The 15,982-nt window shown below is 71.5% G+C and carries 14 protein-coding genes; 10 read left to right on the top strand and 4 right to left on the bottom strand.

Annotation, left to right across the window (positions count from 1 at the left end; translation table 11 throughout):
• The first annotated feature begins 107 nt into the window (after positions 1-107).
• The 3 genes from AC6F7H_RS30020 (at position 108) to AC6F7H_RS30010 (ending at position 2,532) form a co-directional block, all read left to right on the top strand.
• Positions 108-1,019 (top strand): universal stress protein, encoded by a 912-nt coding sequence (locus AC6F7H_RS30020; protein ID WP_500760573.1) that lies wholly within the window; start codon positions 108-110, stop codon positions 1,017-1,019.
• 135 nt (positions 1,020-1,154) lie between these two features.
• Complete coding sequence (locus AC6F7H_RS30015) at positions 1,155-1,991, top strand: universal stress protein (RefSeq protein WP_500760571.1); 837 nt, start codon at positions 1,155-1,157, stop codon at positions 1,989-1,991.
• A 64-nt stretch (positions 1,992-2,055) separates the two neighbouring features.
• Positions 2,056-2,532, top strand: a complete 477-nt coding sequence (locus AC6F7H_RS30010; protein ID WP_500760569.1) for an SRPBCC domain-containing protein — start codon at positions 2,056-2,058, stop codon at positions 2,530-2,532.
• Between the two features lie 41 nt (positions 2,533-2,573).
• Here the strand turns inward: AC6F7H_RS30010 and AC6F7H_RS30005 are convergent, their stop codons facing one another.
• A complete protein-coding gene (locus AC6F7H_RS30005) occupies positions 2,574-3,002 on the bottom strand; it encodes a YjbQ family protein (RefSeq protein ID WP_500760567.1) in 429 nt (142 codons plus the stop codon).
• A 115-nt stretch (positions 3,003-3,117) separates the two neighbouring features.
• On the opposite strand from AC6F7H_RS30005, the gene AC6F7H_RS30000 reads away from it, so the two are divergent.
• Positions 3,118-4,239, top strand: coding sequence for an NAD(P)-binding domain-containing protein (locus AC6F7H_RS30000; RefSeq protein ID WP_500760565.1), 1,122 nt, complete (start codon positions 3,118-3,120; stop codon positions 4,237-4,239).
• 83 nt (positions 4,240-4,322) lie between these two features.
• Here AC6F7H_RS30000 and mltG read toward each other — a convergent pair whose 3' ends face one another.
• Both mltG and AC6F7H_RS29990 read right to left on the bottom strand, forming a co-directional pair.
• On the bottom strand, positions 4,323-5,168 hold the full coding sequence (gene mltG, locus AC6F7H_RS29995) for an endolytic transglycosylase MltG (protein WP_500760563.1): 846 nt from the start codon (positions 5,166-5,168) through the stop codon (positions 4,323-4,325).
• 43 nt (positions 5,169-5,211) lie between these two features.
• Positions 5,212-7,014 (bottom strand): ABC transporter ATP-binding protein, encoded by a 1,803-nt coding sequence (locus tag AC6F7H_RS29990; protein WP_500760561.1) that lies wholly within the window; start codon positions 7,012-7,014, stop codon positions 5,212-5,214.
• A 146-nt stretch (positions 7,015-7,160) separates the two neighbouring features.
• Here AC6F7H_RS29990 and AC6F7H_RS29985 point away from each other — a divergent pair, with 146 nt between their 5' ends.
• The 5 genes from AC6F7H_RS29985 to AC6F7H_RS29965 all read left to right on the top strand — a co-directional run bounded on the left by AC6F7H_RS29985 (position 7,161) and on the right by AC6F7H_RS29965 (position 12,493).
• Entirely contained in the window at positions 7,161-7,595 is a 435-nt protein-coding gene (locus tag AC6F7H_RS29985) for a MarR family winged helix-turn-helix transcriptional regulator (RefSeq protein WP_500760559.1), read from the top strand.
• Positions 7,596-7,872: 277 nt separating this feature from the next.
• Entirely contained in the window at positions 7,873-9,720 is a 1,848-nt protein-coding gene (locus tag AC6F7H_RS29980; RefSeq protein WP_500760556.1) for an ABC transporter transmembrane domain-containing protein, read from the top strand.
• Entirely contained in the window at positions 9,717-11,498 is a 1,782-nt protein-coding gene (locus AC6F7H_RS29975) for an ABC transporter ATP-binding protein (protein ID WP_500760554.1), read from the top strand. The genes AC6F7H_RS29980 and AC6F7H_RS29975 overlap by 4 nt, the downstream gene beginning before the upstream one ends.
• Positions 11,499-11,698: 200 nt before the next feature.
• The gene (locus tag AC6F7H_RS29970) at positions 11,699-12,169 is read left to right on the top strand and encodes a DUF5709 domain-containing protein (protein WP_500760552.1); all 471 of its coding nucleotides are present in this window, start codon (positions 11,699-11,701) and stop codon (positions 12,167-12,169) included.
• Positions 12,170-12,238: 69 nt separating this feature from the next.
• A complete protein-coding gene (locus AC6F7H_RS29965; RefSeq protein WP_109380703.1) occupies positions 12,239-12,493 on the top strand; it encodes a type B 50S ribosomal protein L31 in 255 nt (84 codons plus the stop codon).
• A gap of 28 nt (positions 12,494-12,521) precedes the next feature.
• Here the strand turns inward: AC6F7H_RS29965 and AC6F7H_RS29960 are convergent, their stop codons facing one another.
• The gene (locus tag AC6F7H_RS29960; protein ID WP_500760550.1) at positions 12,522-13,316 is read right to left on the bottom strand and encodes a metal-dependent hydrolase; all 795 of its coding nucleotides are present in this window, start codon (positions 13,314-13,316) and stop codon (positions 12,522-12,524) included.
• 145 nt (positions 13,317-13,461) lie between these two features.
• Between AC6F7H_RS29960 and AC6F7H_RS29955 the strand changes: the two genes are divergently transcribed.
• Positions 13,462-15,975 carry a DEAD/DEAH box helicase gene (locus AC6F7H_RS29955; RefSeq protein ID WP_500760548.1) on the top strand — a complete coding sequence of 838 codons (2,514 nt, stop codon included), beginning with the start codon at positions 13,462-13,464 and terminating at the stop codon, positions 15,973-15,975.
• Positions 15,976-15,982 lie beyond the last annotated feature (7 nt).

Genomic DNA, 15,982 nt, shown 5'->3' with positions numbered 1-15,982 from the left:
GGACCGCCGGAGGGTCCTGATCGCTCCGGAGGTGTGGCCCGTTGGGCCCATGGCTACGGGGTTCCGCAATGGGATCATGGTGGTGACATACCGATTGGGGAGGCGTCATGAGTCGTCTGGTCGTTGTGGGAGTCGATGGATCGGCCTCGAGCCTGGCCGCGGTGGGTGCTGCGGCCGAGGAGGCACAGCGGCGCAAGGCCGAGCTGCGGGTGGTGCACGCGTTCCTCTGGCCTGCCATGCATGTGCCGCTGGGCCCTTCGCCGCTGGGCCCCCCCGGGGGCGGTCTCCAGGCCGCGGCCGATCAGCTGGTGGCCGAGGCGGTGGAGCACGCCAGGTCGGTGGCACCGGATGTGGACGTCTCGCACACCGTGGTGACGGGGGAACCGCTGACCGTGCTGGAGGCGCAGTCCGCCTCCGCGGAACTCGTGGTCGTCGGATCCCGCGGGATGGGGGGTTTCGTCGGGCTTCTGGTGGGGTCGACGGCGGTGCACCTGGCGGCTCACGGGCGGTGCCCGGTCCTGGTCGTGCGTGAGCCGGGGGCGGCGGACGGACCGGTCGTGGTCGGAGTCGACGGTTCCCCGGCGGGCGCGGAGGCGATCGGCTTCGCCTTCGCCGAGGCGTCCCTGCGCGGCACCGAACTCGTCGCGCTGCACTCCTGGACCACCTGGAACGCGCCGGCCCCGGCCCCGCAGGACGAGAAGGCCCCCTACGCGAGCGAGCCCGGCGATCTGCGGGCCGGCGAGGAGCGTCTGCTGTCCGAGGCACTGGCCGGGCACCAGGAGCGGTACCCCGGTGTGAAGGTCCGGCACGAGCTCGTGCACGGCGGCACCCGCGAAGCGCTCATCGAAGCGAGCCGTACGGCGCGGTTGCTGGTGGTCGGGGCCCGGGGGCGGGGCGGATTCACCGGGCTGCTGCTCGGCTCGGTCAGCCAGGCGATGCTGCACCACGCCCACTGCCCGGTGGCCGTCGTCCGCGGCGACAGCGGAGAGAAGGAAGAGAAGGCGGAGGGGAACGCGTAGCACGCTCCCCCTTCCGAGGCTTCCGGGCCGCCGGGCTCCGGGCCGGTACGGTCCCCTGCCCGCGGGTACTCGGGCACTCACGGGCGTGACCGGGACGCACCTGCGTCAGGGGCCCGGCCCGGACGGGAGTGAGCAGTGGATGACACGGTGATCGCCGGAGTGGACGGATCGCCGTCCAGTCTCGCCGCGGCGGACGTCGCGGCCCGTGAAGCCCAGCTGCGCGGCGCACAGCTGCGGATCGTGCACGCCTTCAGTCGTCACCCCGACCTGGACCCGACGATCCGCGGCGCCCTGGCGCAGGCGGAACAGCGGGCCGCCGCCGTGGCGCCGGGTCTGGAGGTGACCAGGACCGTGGTGTCCGGGGACGCCCTGACGGTGCTGCGGAGCGAGTCGCGCCACGCGGTACTGGCGGTGCTCGGCGGACGGGGCCGCGGCGGGTTCGGGGACCTGCTGCTGGGCTCGACGGTCGTGCAGTTGGCCGCCCACGGGCACTGCCCGGTCATGGCGGTTCGGGGACGCCCCGATCCGCGGGGGCCCGTACTCCTCGCCGCGGACGGCTCGGCGGCCGGTGCGGCGGCGGCCGGATTCGCCTTCGCCGAGGCGGCGCTGCGCGGGGCCCGGCTGGTCGCCCTGCACGTGTGGAACACCTTGAACGAGCCGACACCCTACGAGGGGCCTGGCGCCCCGCTGAACGTGGTGGTGGACCTGGACCAGCTCCGCGAGAAGCACCGGCACCGGCTGGAGGAGGCCCTGGCTCCTTGGCGGGCCGCTCATCCGGAGGTGTCCGTGGAACTGCTCGTGGAGCGGTCCCGGGTGCGCCACGCACTGCTGGACGCCAGCAGGGAGGCCCAGTTGCTGGTGACCGGGGCCCGGGGGCACGGCGGCTTCACCGGGATGCTGCTGGGCTCGGTGAGCCAGGCCCTGCTCCACCACGCCGACTGCCCCGTCACCGTCGTCCGCGGCAAGCAGTGACCGAACGGAGGGCGATGCCGGCGGACGTGATGACGTCCGGGCACCTCGACGGCACGATGAGAGCATGTACACGACGCGGGTCTCCCGTCTGGTGAACGCGCCCCGCCCGGTGGTCCACCGGGCGCCGGTGAGTGCGGAGGCGATCGCGCGGTGGCGGGTGCCGCCGGGTGTGCGGGGCGAGGTGCACGAGTTCGATGCGCGCGAGGGCGGCCGGTTCCGGGTCTCGCTCACGTGCGACGCACCGGACGCGCCGGGCAGGTCCGCCGAGCACACCGACACCTACCGCGGCCACTTCGCGGGGCTCGTGCCGGGTGAGCAGGTGGTGGAGATGCTCGAGTTCGAGACCGAGGACCCCGCGCCGCGCGGGACGATGACCATGTCCACCACGCTCACCGACACCGACGACGGTGGCACCGCCGTCCTGGTGGTCCACGAGGGCGTCCCCGGCGCCGTACCCGCCACCGGCAACGAAGCGGGCGCCCGCCGGGCGCCGGCGCACCTGGCCCGGTTCGTCGAATCGGACGGTGCCGACTCCGCGTAGGGCCCGTTCCGTCGGTCACCGGCAGGCCGGTGACCGACGGTCTACCGGCCGCCGAGGAAGCTCAGTCGAACCTGACGGTTGGCATTGTCTTTATTGGTGTCGACCAGGCACACGGACTGCCAGGTGCCCAGCTCCAGCCGGCCGCCCAGTACGGGCAGGGTGGCGTGCGGCGGGACGAGGGCGGGCAGGACGTGGTCGCGGCCGTGGCCGGGGCTGCCGTGGCGGTGCTGCCAGCGGTCGTCGGCCGGCAGCAGGGTGTGCAGGGCGGCCAGGAGGTCGTCGTCGCTGCCGGCGCCGGTCTCGATGAGGGCGATGCCGGCGGTGGCGTGCGGCACGAAGAGGTTGAGCAGTCCGTCGCGACCGGCCGCCACCTCCCGCAGGAAGGACTCGCAGTCGCCGGTGATGTCGGCGACCCGCTCCGCGGAGCCGGTGGCGACGTTCAGGATCCGGGTGGTGAAGGCATCTGACATGGCTTCCATCCTGGCCCATGGGCCCGGGGTCTTCGAGGAAGGGAGCCTCCGAGTGGCGGCAACGGCTCGCGGGAAGATGTGTCCCCCTAGCGGCGTTAGTAGAAATATGAACTACATGAGCGAGGCCGAGGTCGCCGAGGTCCAGGCAGTCGTCATAGGCGCCGGGCAGGCGGGACTGTCCAGCGCCTGTCACCTGCGGCGCACCGGGTTCGAGCCGGACCGCGACTTCGTGGTGCTCGACCACAACCCCGGCCCCGGCGGCGCCTGGCGGTACCGCTGGCCCTCACTCACGTACGGCAAGGTGCACGGGATGCACTCGCTGCCCGGCATGGAACTCACGGACGCCGATCCGGCCCGTCCGTCCTCCGAGGTCATCACGGAGTACTTCGACCGCTACGAGCGGACGTTCGACCTGCGGGTCCGGCGACCGGTGCAGGTCCGGGCGGTGCGGGAGGGAACCGGCGGGCGGCTGCTCGTGGAGACCTCGGCGGGCGCCTGGTCGACACGGGCGCTGATCAACGCCACCGGCACCTGGAACCGGCCGTTCTGGCCGCGCTACGAAGGTCAGGAGACCTTCCTGGGAAGGCAGTTGCACACCGCTCAGTACCCGGGCCCCGAGGCGTTCGCCGGTCAGCGGGTGGTCGTGGTGGGGGGAGGCGCCTCGGCCACCCAGCATCTGCTGGAGATCGCCCCCCACGCGGCAACCACCACCTGGGTGACCCGGCGGCCCCCGGTCTTCCACGAGGGCCCCTTCGACGAGGAGGCGGGGCGGGCGGCCGTGGCACTGGTCGAGGAACGGGTACGGCAGGGGCTGCCGCCGCGCAGCGTCGTCTCGGTGACGGGACTGCCGCTGAACGACGCGATCCGCCGGGGTCTCGCCGACGGCGTCCTGGACCGGCAGCCGATGTTCGACCGGATCACGCCGGAGGGAGTGGAGTGGACATGGGGGTCCCCCCTGCTCGAGCGCAGCCGAGAGCTCGGGGGAAGGCGGCGAGTGGCGGCCGACGTCATCCTGTGGGCCACCGGGTTCCGTCCCGCCATCGACCACCTCGCTCCGCTGCGACTGCGGGAGCCGGGCGGCGGCATCCGCGTCGAGGGCACCCGGGCGGTCGCCGACCCCCGCGTCCACCTAGTCGGCTACGGCCCCTCGGCCAGTACCGTCGGGGCCAACCGCGCCGGGCGGGCGGCCGTACGGGACATCGGGCGCCTGCTGGCGGAGGAACGCGCCGCGGCCTGACGCCGCCCCCGGGTGGTAGGCCGGTGGCCGGTGCCGGCCGGGTCATTCCTCGGGCCGGCCGCTCGCCTCCCCCTCCCCTCCCCCTACTCCTTTGCCTTTTCCGCCTTCTTCTTCTGCCGCGCGTCGAACTCGGCGACGTCGCCCTGGTGTTCCTTGTAGTCGGCGGTGAAGCGGGTGTCGCCCGGTGTGACCATGACGAAGTACAGCCAGTCGCCCGGCGTCGGGGTGATCGCCGCCCGCATCGCCTCCTCGCCGGGGTTGCCGATCGGGGTGGGCGGCAGTCCCATACGCGTATACGAGTTGTAGGGGCTGTCGGCCTTGGTGTCCGCCTCGGTGGTACGCGGTGCCGAACGGCCCAGGGCGTAGTCGACCGTCGAGTCCATCTGCAGCGGCATCCCCCGCTCCAGCCGATTGAAGATCACCCGGGCCACCTTGCCCATGTCGGCCTTGGTGGACGCCTCCGCCTGGACGATGCTCGCGATGGTGACGGCCTGGTAGACGTTCATCGCGTTGCGCTGCGCACCGGCGGCGGTCGGGGCGCCGTTGAACTTCTTGTTGGCGCTGTCGACCATCAGCGACAGCAGCTGCTCCGGCGTCATCCCCTCCTTCAGCGGATAGGTCCCCGGAAAGAGATAGCCCTCCGGGTTCCCCTCGGCATCGCTCGGCAGTTTGAGGGCTGCCTTCGCGAGGGACTTCTTCGCACTCCCCACGGGCAGTCGGAGGGCCTTGTCGACAGCCGCGTACACCTGGCCCGCCCGGTGGCCCTCCGGGATCACCAGGGTGGTGGGGCGGGGATCGTCGTCGTCGCCCAGGGCCAGCAGGGGCACCGCCACGGCGGTACCGGCCACGACGGCCCCGGTCGCGACGAGGGCGAGTCGGCCCCGGCGCGTCAGTCGGATCGTGTTCCGTGACGGAGTGTTCTTCTGCATGCGGGCACGGTAACGCTCATACCGTCACAAACCTGGCATATTTTCATCTTGTCGGCTCCAGTTGGGCGTCCCTGCGGACAAGAGCCGCGTAACGCCCGTCCAGCTCCAGCAGTTCCTCGTGCGTGCCGCGTTCGACCACCCGGCCCGCGTCGAGCACCACGATCTGGTCGGCGCCGCGGACGGTGGACAGCCGGTGGGCGATGGTGAGCGTGGTGCGGTTGGCCGACAGCGCGTCGATGGCCTGCTGGACGGCGGCCTCGGTACGGGTGTCGAGCGCGCTGGTCGCCTCGTCGAGGACGAGGACCGGCGGGTCGCGCAGGATGGTCCGGGCGAGCGCCAGACGCTGCTTCTCGCCACCGGAGAAACGGTGGCCGCGCTCTCCCACGACCGTGTCGTACCCGTCGGGCAGGGCGGCGATGTGGTCGTGGATCTGCGCCGCGCGGGCCGCCGCGTGGAGTTCCTCGTCAGTGGCGTCGGGCTTGGCGAAGCGCAGGTTGTCGGCGACGGAGGCGTGGAAGAGATACGTCTCCTGGGAGACGACGCCGACCGCGCGCGCCAGGGTGTCGAAGTCGAGGTCGCGTACGTCCACCCCGTCGAGGGCGACCCGGCCGGAGGTGACGTCGTACAGCCGGGGCACGAGGTGGCCGAGCGTGGACTTGCCGGCACCGGTCGAACCGACCACGGCGAGGCTGGTGCCTGCGGGAACGGTGATGTCGATGCCGTCGAGGACGGGACCGCCCTTGCCGTCGTAGCCGAAGGTGACGTTCTCGAACCGGACCTCGCCGCCGACCCGGGCGAGACGGACCGGCTCCGCGCGTTCGGTGATGTCGACGGGGAGGTCGAGGTACTCGAAGATGCGCTGGAACAGCGCGAGCGACGCCTGGACCTGGACACCGGTCGACAGCAGGCTCACCGCCGGCCGGAACAGGCCCTGCTGAAGCGAGACGAAGGCGACGATCGTCCCGATGGAGACGCCGGGCCCGCCCGTCCGCAGGACGATGCCCGCGGTCCAGTAGATGACGGCGGGCATGGCGGCCATGACGATCGTGATGACGGCCATGCGCCAGCGGCCGGCCATGTTCGACCGCACCTCCAGGTCCACCAGGCGTTCGGACTCGTCGGCGAAGGCACTGGTCAGAGAGTCGGAGCGGCCCATGGTGCGGCCGAGCAGGATGCCGCTGACCGACAGCGACTCGGTGACCGTGGCGGCCATCGAGGCCATCTGCTTCTGGCGCTGGGTGGTGATCTTCTTGCGTTCGTTGCCGACGCGGCGGCTGATCCACACGAACACCGGCAGCAGGACCAGCGAGACGACGGTCAGCCGCCAGTCGAGGGCGAGCATCGCGACGACGGTGGCGACGACGCTGGTGAGGTTGGAGACCAGCGAGGTCGCCGTCGAGGTCACGGTGGCCTGCATGCCGCCGATGTCGTTGGCGATGCGGGACTGGACCTCGCCGGTGCGGGTGCGCGTGAAGAAGGCGAGCGACATGCGTTGGAGCCGGTCGTAGACCGCGGTGCGCAGATCGTGCATGACACGTTGACCGACGGTCGTGGAGATCAGCGTCTGGAGCACTCCGAAGACGCTGGTGAGGACGGCGCTGAGGATCATGCCGAGGGCGAGCAGGCTGAGCAGCCCGGTCCGGCCCTCGGGGATCGCGACGTCGAGGATCGCCTTCAGCAGGAACGGGGTGGCGACCGAGACGAGGGACGCCGCCCCGACGAGCAGGCCGACGATCGCGAGACGACCCCGGTAGGGACGGAACAGCTTCAGGATGCGGCGCACCTGCCGGGGCTGTTCCCCGGCGCCCGCGGGTGCGCTCCAGGCGGGTTCGCGGTCGGGATGCATGGTCTCCTTCGGGAACTGGCAGCAGGGAACAGGGAGTAGTGAGAAGCCGGGAACGGCCGCCTGACACCGGGCACGCCGGGATCAGCGGACCCTAGCTCATTGTTACCTATACTCACAATGAACGGCATCCTGATATTGTTCCGCGCATGACCACCCCCGACCCCGACGGCCTGCTGGCCGAGCAGCTGCTTCGGCTGACCCGCCGGGTGCACCGCATCCAGAAGCGTCATCTGGTGCGGCGCGAACTGGGCATCACCCCGGCCCAGTCCCGGTTGCTGCGCACCCTCGCCCACTACGCCTCGCCGCCGCGCATGGCCGATCTGGCCGAGCGGCTGGAGGTGGTGCCCCGAGCGGTGACGACGCTGGTCGACGGACTGGAGGCGAACGGCAAGGTACGGCGGGTGCCCGATCCGGCCAATCGGCGGGTGATCCGGATCGAGCTCACCGACGACGGGCACACCGCCCTGCGGGAGCTGCACGCCGCGCGCCGGGCCGCCGCCGAGGAGATCCTGGCTCCGCTGACGGACCAACAGCGTGAGGCCCTCGGCGGGCTGCTGGACACCTTGATCGACACACCTTGATCGACGGGACGGCGGCCGCACCGCAGCAGGGCGACACGTCCTGCTGAGGCAGCGCGCCGCGATCGTCCGGAGCCTCGCGCCGTGACCGTCCGACGGACCGCACGGCACTCGTCCGACCCGTCGCGCCGTGCCCCTGCGACGCGGGCAGCCTGTTCCGTGCGGTCTCGTGGAAAACCGTTTGCCTTCCCACACGCAGCGGGGTCAACCTGTCACGGTTTGCTGCCGCAGTCGTCCGCGGACGACGCACGGCCCCGCCTTTGCGAGTCACTGGGACGTCATGCAGATCCAAGACCTTCCGTATCCCGACCCGGGCGTGCCCGATGCCCGCTCGGGTCCCCGATTCCTGTGGTGGCTCTTCCGGAATCAGCTCTCCGGCCAGCTCAGATCCCTGGCCTGGGGACTGCTGCACTTCGCTGCCATCGCCTCACTGCCGTTCTGCGTGGGCATCGGCGTCCAGGCCGCCGTCGACCGCTCCGGCGCCCGGCTGGCACTGGCCGGCGGACTCATGGCGCTGGTGTGCGCGGGAAACGCCGTCGGCGACACCTTCCTGCACCGGGCCGCCGTCACCAACTGGATCACCGCGGCCGCCCGCGTCCAGCAGTTGCTCGCCCACAGGACCGCGGCCCTGGGATCCGTACTGACCCGGCGTGTCGCGGCCGGCGAGGTCATGGCGGTGTCCACCGGTGACGTCGAGAAGGTCGGCTGGTTCGTGGAGGCCCTGTCGCGGTTCACCGCGGCGGCGGTCACCACCGTGGCGGTCTGCGTCGGCCTGCTCGTCCTCCAGCCCGCGCTCGGCGTGGTCGTCGCCGTGGGGGTGCCCCTGCTGGCGCTCGCGGTACTGCCCCTGCTGCCGCACGCCACCCGGAGGGCCGACACCCAGCGGGAGAAGGCCGGCCGGGCCACGGAACTCGCCTCGGACACCGTCGCCGGGTTGCGTGTGCTGCGCGGCATCGGCGGTGAGGAACTGTTCCTCGACCGCTACCGGCGCGCGTCCCAGGACGTCCGCCGCGCGGCCGTGCACAGTGCCCGGATGTGGTCCCTCATCGCGGCGGTCCAGGTGCTGCTGCAGGGAATCCTGCTGATCACCGTGGTCTGCTACGGCGTCTACCTGGCCCGTGAGGGGCGCATCGCGGTGGGGGAACTGGTCACCGTCTACAGCTCGGTCATGCTGCTCTCCTATCCGCTGCGGCACTTCGAGGAGATCGCCATGGCGTACTCCTTCTCACGGCCTTCGGCCACTCGCGCGGCGCGTGTGCTGTCGCTGGAGCGGGCCACGGGCACCTCGGGCGCGCCGCCTGCCGTCACGCCCACCGGTGACCTGTACGACCCGGTGACCGGTCTGCTCGCCCCGGCGGGTCGGTTCACCGCCGTGGTGTGCGGGGACCCGGACGCGGCGGGGCGGCTGGCCGAACGGCTCGGCGGGCACGCGACGTCCGCCGCACGGGACGGTTCGGTGCTGCTCGGCGGGGTGCCGCTCGACGAACTACCGCTGGACGTCGCCCGCGGCGCCGTCCTCGTGCAGGACAAGGACCCGGTGCTGCTGTCCGGCACACTGCGCGAACTGCTCGACGTACCCGCGTCCGGTGCCGTCGGAGCGCGCGAGGCCCTGGAGGCCGCGCAGTGCGGGGACGTGCTGGCGGCACTGGTGCAGGGTTCGCCGGGCGCCTCGGACCCGATGGACACGCTGATCACCGAACGCGGACGGTCCCTCTCCGGCGGTCAGCGCCAGAGGCTCTCCCTGGCCCGGTCGCTGGTCACCGACCCGGAGGTACTCGTACTGGACGAGCCGACCTCCGCCGTCGACTCGCACACCGAGGCCCGTGTCGCACAGGGCCTGTGCGAACTGCGGGCGGGCCGCACCACCGTGGTGTTCGCCTCCTCCCCGCTGCTGCTCGACCGGGCGGACCAGGTGGTCCTCCTGCACGACGGGACGGTCGTGGCGGTGGGCGGCCACCGCGAACTGGTGCGCACCGAGTCCCGGTACCGGGCCGTGGTGGCACGGGAAGACCGCGACGACCCGAAGGACGTCGAAGACCTGAAAAGCCTGAACGACCTGAAGGGTCTGAACGACCTGAACGGTCTGAGCGGCCTGGAAGAACTCGAAGAGATCGAGGAGACGGCATGATCGGCGTGGCGCCACCGGCCCACGACCCGGCGGCCCCCACCACGGTCGGCACCCTGCCCGTGGGTGCCCCCGCCACCGTACGCGCCTACGTGGCCGAACTGCTCCGCAGGCACCGCCGGGCCTTCGCACTGCTGATCACGGTGAACACCGTCGCGGTGGTCTCCTCGATGGTCGGCCCGTATCTGCTGGGCGGTCTGGTGGAGCGGGTGTCGGACCGGACGCGGGAACTCCATCTGGGGCTCACCGCCGGGCTGTTCGCGCTCGCACTGGTCGTCCAGGCGGTGTTCGTCCGGCAGGTCCACCTGCGGGGGGCCGTACTCGGGGAGCGGATGCTGGCCGATCTGCGCGAGGACTTCCTGGTGCGGTCGGTCGGGCTGCCGCCGGGAGTGCTGGAACGCGCCGGGACCGGTGATCTGCTGTCCCGGATCACGACCGACATCGACCGGCTCGGCAACGCGATGCGCGAGGCCGTGCCCCAGCTGGTCATCGGCGTGGTGTGGGTGGCACTGCTGCTGGGCGGGCTGGTCGTCACGGCGCCCGAACTGGCGCCGGCCGTGCTGGTGGCCGTTCCGCTGCTGGTGACGGGCTGCCGCTGGTACTTCCGGCGGGCGCCTGCGGCGTACCGCTCGGAGGCCGCCGGGTACGCCGCCGTGGCCGCGGCGCTCGCGGAGACCGTGGACGCGGGGCGGACGGTGGAGGCCCACCGCCTCGGCGAGCGCCGAGTGGCACTGTCGGACCAACGGGTGCGGGAGTGGACGGCCTGGGAGCGTTACACGCTCTGGCTCCGGTCGGTGCTCTTCCCGGTCGTCAACATCACTCACGTGACCGTGATCGGCTCGGTGCTGATGATCGGTGGTGTGTTCGTCCTGCAGGGCTGGATCGGTGTCGGCCAGCTGACGGCCGGGACGCTGCTCGCCCAGATGCTCGTCACCCCGGTCGGGCTGATCCTGCGCTGGTACGACGAGTTGCAGGTGGCCCAGGTGTCGCTGGCCCGGCTGGTCGGGGTCCGGGAGATCGAGCCCGACGCCGGTGACACCGCCCTGGCCCCCGACGGACGCCACGTGCGCGCGGAGCAGGTGTGCTTCGGCTACCGCGAGGGCGTCGACGTGCTGCGCGAGGTGTCGCTCGAGGTCGCCCCCGGCACCCGGATGGCGCTGGTCGGCCCGTCCGGCGCGGGCAAGTCCACTCTGGGCCGGCTGCTCGCCGGGATCTACGCGCCCCGGGACGGCACGGTGACCCTGGGCAGCGCCGAGCTGTCCCGGATGACCGCGGAACGGGTCCGTGGCCATGTGGCTCTCGTCAACCAGGAGCACCACGTCTTCGTGGGCTCCCTGCGCGACAACCTGCGGCTCGCCCGGACGGACGCCGAGGACGACCGGCTGTGGGCGGCGCTCGGCGCGGTCGACGCGGACGGCTGGGCACGTGCGCTCGAGGACGGTCTCGACAGTGAGGTCGGTTCGGGAGGGCTCGCGCTCACCCCGGCCCAGGCCCAGCAGATCGCGCTGGCCCGCCTGGTGCTGGCCGACCCCCACACGCTGGTCCTGGACGAGGCGACCTCGCTGCTCGACCCCCGCGCGGCACGGCATCTGGAACGCTCCCTGGCCCGCGTCCTCGACGGTCGCACCGTCGTCGCCATCGCCCACCGCCTGCACACCGCCCATGACGCGGATGTCATCGCCGTCGTCGAGGACGGCCGCATCAGCGAGCTGGGCAGCCACGACGAGCTGGTCTCCGCGGACGGCGCGTACGCGGCGCTGTGGCGTTCCTGGCACGGGTGAGGACACGGCGGCCCGCCCAGGGGGACGCCGTGCCGTTGCGCGGAGTCGAACCTGGGTGGAAGGCTGGAGTCAGGCACCGGCTCGGGGAACATCCGGGGACTCCGGAGGACCGGGGTGCGGGTGAGGCCGGTGCTCCGTGCAGATGCGGCCCGCAGCGGGCCACGGCGGGAACGGGCCCGTCGCCACCCCTGGAGGTACCCGTGAACAGTGCCGGCGGTTGGGGAGACGATGTCTACCAGCCCGACGAGTCCGAGGTTCAGGACGACGCCGGACTGCTCGATGCCGAGGACACCCTCGTGGACGACGGTGTGAGCGACCCCCTCGACCGGGGCTGGTCCCCTCCCGAGCGGCCGTGGGCCGTGGAGCACCGCGGTGTGACGGCGGCGGAGGGCCACGCGGGCGAGACGCTGGACCAGCGGCTCGCCGAGGAGCTGCCCGAACCCGCGGCTTTCGACGGCGACGGTCTCGGCGACAGCGAGGGCACCGACGGCGAGCTCCTGGACAACGAGGTCGGTGCCGCGCGCTCCGGCAGGCTCGTCGCTCCCGACGAGGGGGCGCACGAGGACGAGGAGACCGCCCTGGTGGCCACGGACGTCGGTATCGACGGCGCGGCGGCCTCGGCCGAGGAGGCCGCCATGCATGTCGTCGACGAGGACACCCTGCCCGGGTGACCCCGCCGTTGCCTCCTGCCACCGTCCCCCCGGGCGGAGCACGTCGTACGAGTCGCACGAGGAGCTTTCATGCAGCAGGACAAGCACCCTGACTACCACCCCGTCGTCTTCCGCGACCGGTCCGCCGGTTACGCCTTCCTCACCCGGTCCACCGCGACCAGCGAGCAGACCATCGAATGGGACGACGGCGAGACCTACCCGGTGGTGGAGGTGGAGATCTCCTCGGAGAGCCACCCCTTCTACACGGGCAAGGCACGCACCGTGGACACGGAAGGGCGCGTCGCCCGCTTCGAGCGCCGGTACGGCGGTGAGGGCTCCGGGTGAGATCCCCGGGCGGGCCGGGGCCGCCGCCTCAGATCACGTTGAGCGCCACCGCTCCGCCCACTCCGCCGAGCAGCATGAACGCAGGCATCAGCACCTTGATCTCCACCCAGCTGCCTGCCTTGAACCGCATCGCCTTCGGCGGGCCCACGGGGTACCAGCGCTTGCGGCCCACCGGTATGGGCCACAGGATCGGACAGCCGGAGACGGTCAGGGCGTCCCCGATGTCGTGGACCAGCGCGCCCAGGACGATCGGCAGCCCCAGCCACAGGTACTCCTGGCCCGGCGCCGTGAACAGCCAGGCGGCGCCGTTGCCCGGCTGGTCCAGAGTGCCCGCGAGGATCCACGCGCTGGTCGCGGCGAGCAGCCACACCAGTACATCGCTGCTGGCACCCCGGGCCGCCCGCCACAGCAGGCCCTCGATGGCCAGAACCATGTGGACGAAGAGGATGGCCAGCACCGCCCACCGGCCGCCGGTGATCGCCAGGACGGAGGTGCCCCCACCGATCAGGACCGCCCACAGCCAGGTGTGGGTGAGGGTGCGGTGGCCGCCGGAGCGGCGCGGGTCGCCCGGCTTCCTGGTGGCCTTGTAGACGGCGGACGACAGTTTGTCGACGATCTCGCACAGTCGCCGGGAGACGGGCCCGAAGGCGCGGGATATCGTCGCCGCCTTGTGGTCCAGGTCCGGGGCGAGGGCCGCACCGGCGCAGATGAGAGCGCCGACCAGGAGCACCGGCCAGGGCATCGGTTTTCCTGCGGCGGCCGTCGCCGCTCCGACACCGAGCCAGGCCGCGGCTCCCGACAGTGAGTGTGCTGGTCCCATCATCCCCGTTGCCCGCCCCATCGCTCGTGTACAGCTGTCCGGTTGACCAGGTGCGCTGACGCTCCTCGGCGCCACAGCGTAGCCTTCGCGATCTTCGTTCCCGAATCCGATTCCCACGTGGGGCCCGACGGCAGGCAAGATGGGGGGTGTGACCCTCATCGATCAGCTGCCACCGACCGCCGACCCCGACGCCCTGTACGAAGCCTTCGAGTCGTGGGCCGAGGAACGCGGTCTCACGCTCTACCCCCACCAGGAGGAAGCGCTGATCGAGGTGGTCTCCGGGGCGAACGTGATCGTCTCGACGCCCACCGGCTCGGGCAAGAGCATGATCGCGGCGGCCGCCCACTTCGCCGCGCTGGCGCGGGACGAGGTCACCTTCTACACGGCCCCCATCAAAGCCCTGGTGTCGGAGAAGTTCTTCGAGCTGTGCAAGATCTTCGGCACGGAGAACGTCGGCATGCTGACCGGCGACGCGTCCGTCAACGCCGACGCCCCGGTCATCTGTTGCACCGCCGAGGTACTGGCCTCGATCGCGCTGCGCGACGGCAGGCACGCCGACGTGGGCCAGGTCGTCATGGACGAGTTCCACTTCTACGCGGAGCCGGACCGCGGCTGGGCCTGGCAGATCCCACTGCTGGAACTGCCGCAGGCGCAGTTCGTCCTGATGTCGGCGACGCTCGGTGACGTCTCCTTCTTCGAGAAGGACCTCGCCCGCCGCACCGGCCGCCCCACCTCGGTGGTCCGCTCGGCGACCCGCCCGGTACCGCTGTCCTACGAATACCGCTACACGCCGCTCACCGAGACGCTCACGGATCTGCTGGCGGCCCGGCAGGCTCCGGTCTACATCGTGCACTTCACGCAGGCGCAGGCGGTGGAGCGGGCCCAGGCGCTGATGAGCATCAACATGTGCACGCGCGAGGAGAAGGACCGGATCGCCGATCTGATCGGCAACTTCCGCTTCACCACCAAGTTCGGCCGCAACCTCTCCCGCTACGTCCGGCACGGCATCGGTGTGCACCACGCCGGCATGCTGCCCAAGTACCGGCGGCTGGTGGAGAAGCTCGCGCAGGCCGGTCTGCTGAAGGTCATCTGCGGTACGGACACGCTGGGCGTGGGCGTCAACGTCCCGATCCGCACGGTGCTGTTCACCGCCCTGACCAAGTACGACGGGAACCGCGTGCGGACGCTGCGGGCCCGTGAGTTCCATCAGATCGCGGGCCGCGCCGGACGGGCCGGCTTCGACACCGAGGGGTTCGTCGTCGCCCAGGCCCCCGAGCATGTCGTCGAGAACGAGAAGGCGCTGGCCAAGGCGGGCGACGACCCGAAGAAGCGTCGCAAGGTCGTCCGCAAGAAGGCGCCCGAGGGGTTCGTCGCCTGGTCGGAGCAGAGCTTCGAGAAGCTCATCGGCTCCGATCCCGAGCCGCTGACCTCCCGTTTCCGGGTGACGCACACGATGCTGCTGTCGGTGATCGCCCGGCCCGGCAACGCCTTCGCGGCGATGCGGCACCTCCTCGAGGACAACCACGAGCCGCGCAGGCAGCAGCTGCGGCACATCCGGCGGGCGATCGCCATCTACCGCTCGCTGCTGGACGGCGGCATCGTCGAGAAGCTGGACACGCCGGACGCCGAGGGCCGGATCGTCCGGCTGACCGTGGATCTTCAGCAGGACTTCGCGCTGAACCAGCCGCTGTCCACCTTCGCGCTGGCCGCGTTCGAGCTGCTGGATCCCGACTCTCCGTCGTACGCGCTCGACATGGTGTCCGTGGTGGAGTCCACGCTGGACGACCCGCGCCAGATCCTCGCCGCCCAGCAGAACAAGGCACGCGGCGAGGCCGTCGCCGCGATGAAGGCGGACGGCGTCGAGTACGAGGAGCGCATGGAGCGCCTCCAGGACATCACGTACCCGAAGCCGTTGGAGGAGCTGCTCTTCCACGCGTACAACACCTACCGCAAGAGCCATCCCTGGGTCGGCGACCATCCGCTGTCGCCGAAGTCCGTGGTACGGGACATGTACGAACGGGCGATGTCCTTCACGGAGTTGGTGTCCCACTACGAGCTGGCCCGCACCGAGGGCATCGTGCTGCGGTACCTGGCCAGCGCCTACAAGGCACTGGAGCACACGGTCCCGGACGACCTGAAGTCCGAGGACCTCCAGGACCTGATCGCCTGGCTGGGCGAGATAGTGCGTCAGGTCGACTCCAGTCTGCTGGACGAGTGGGAGCAGCTGGCCAACCCCGCGGAGATGACCGCCGAGGAGGCCCAGGAGAAGGCCGACCAGGTCAAGCCGGTCACCGCCAACGCGCGTGCCTTCCGGGTCCTGGTCCGCAACGCCATGTTCCGCCGGGTCGAGCTCGCCGCTCTGGACCAGGTGGACGCGCTGGGCGAGCTGGACGCCGAGGCCGGCTGGGACGCGGACGCCTGGGGCGAGGCGATGGACGAGTACTGGGACGAGTACGAGGAACTCGGCACCGGCCCCGACGCTCGCGGTCCCAAGCTGCTGCTGATCGAGGAGGAGCCGGCCGACGGGCTGTGGCGGGTCCGGCAGATCTTCGACGATCCGAACGGCGACCACGACTGGGGCATCAGCGCGCAGGTCGACCTCACCGCCTCCGACGCGGAGGGCCGCGCGGTCGTCCGGGTCACCGACGTCGGCCAGCTGTGAGCACAGG

The organism is Streptomyces sp. MMS24-W38, from assembly GCF_059889265.1.
Note: the sequence above shows the minus strand (reverse complement) of the source record. Positions and strands in the feature narration are given on the sequence as shown.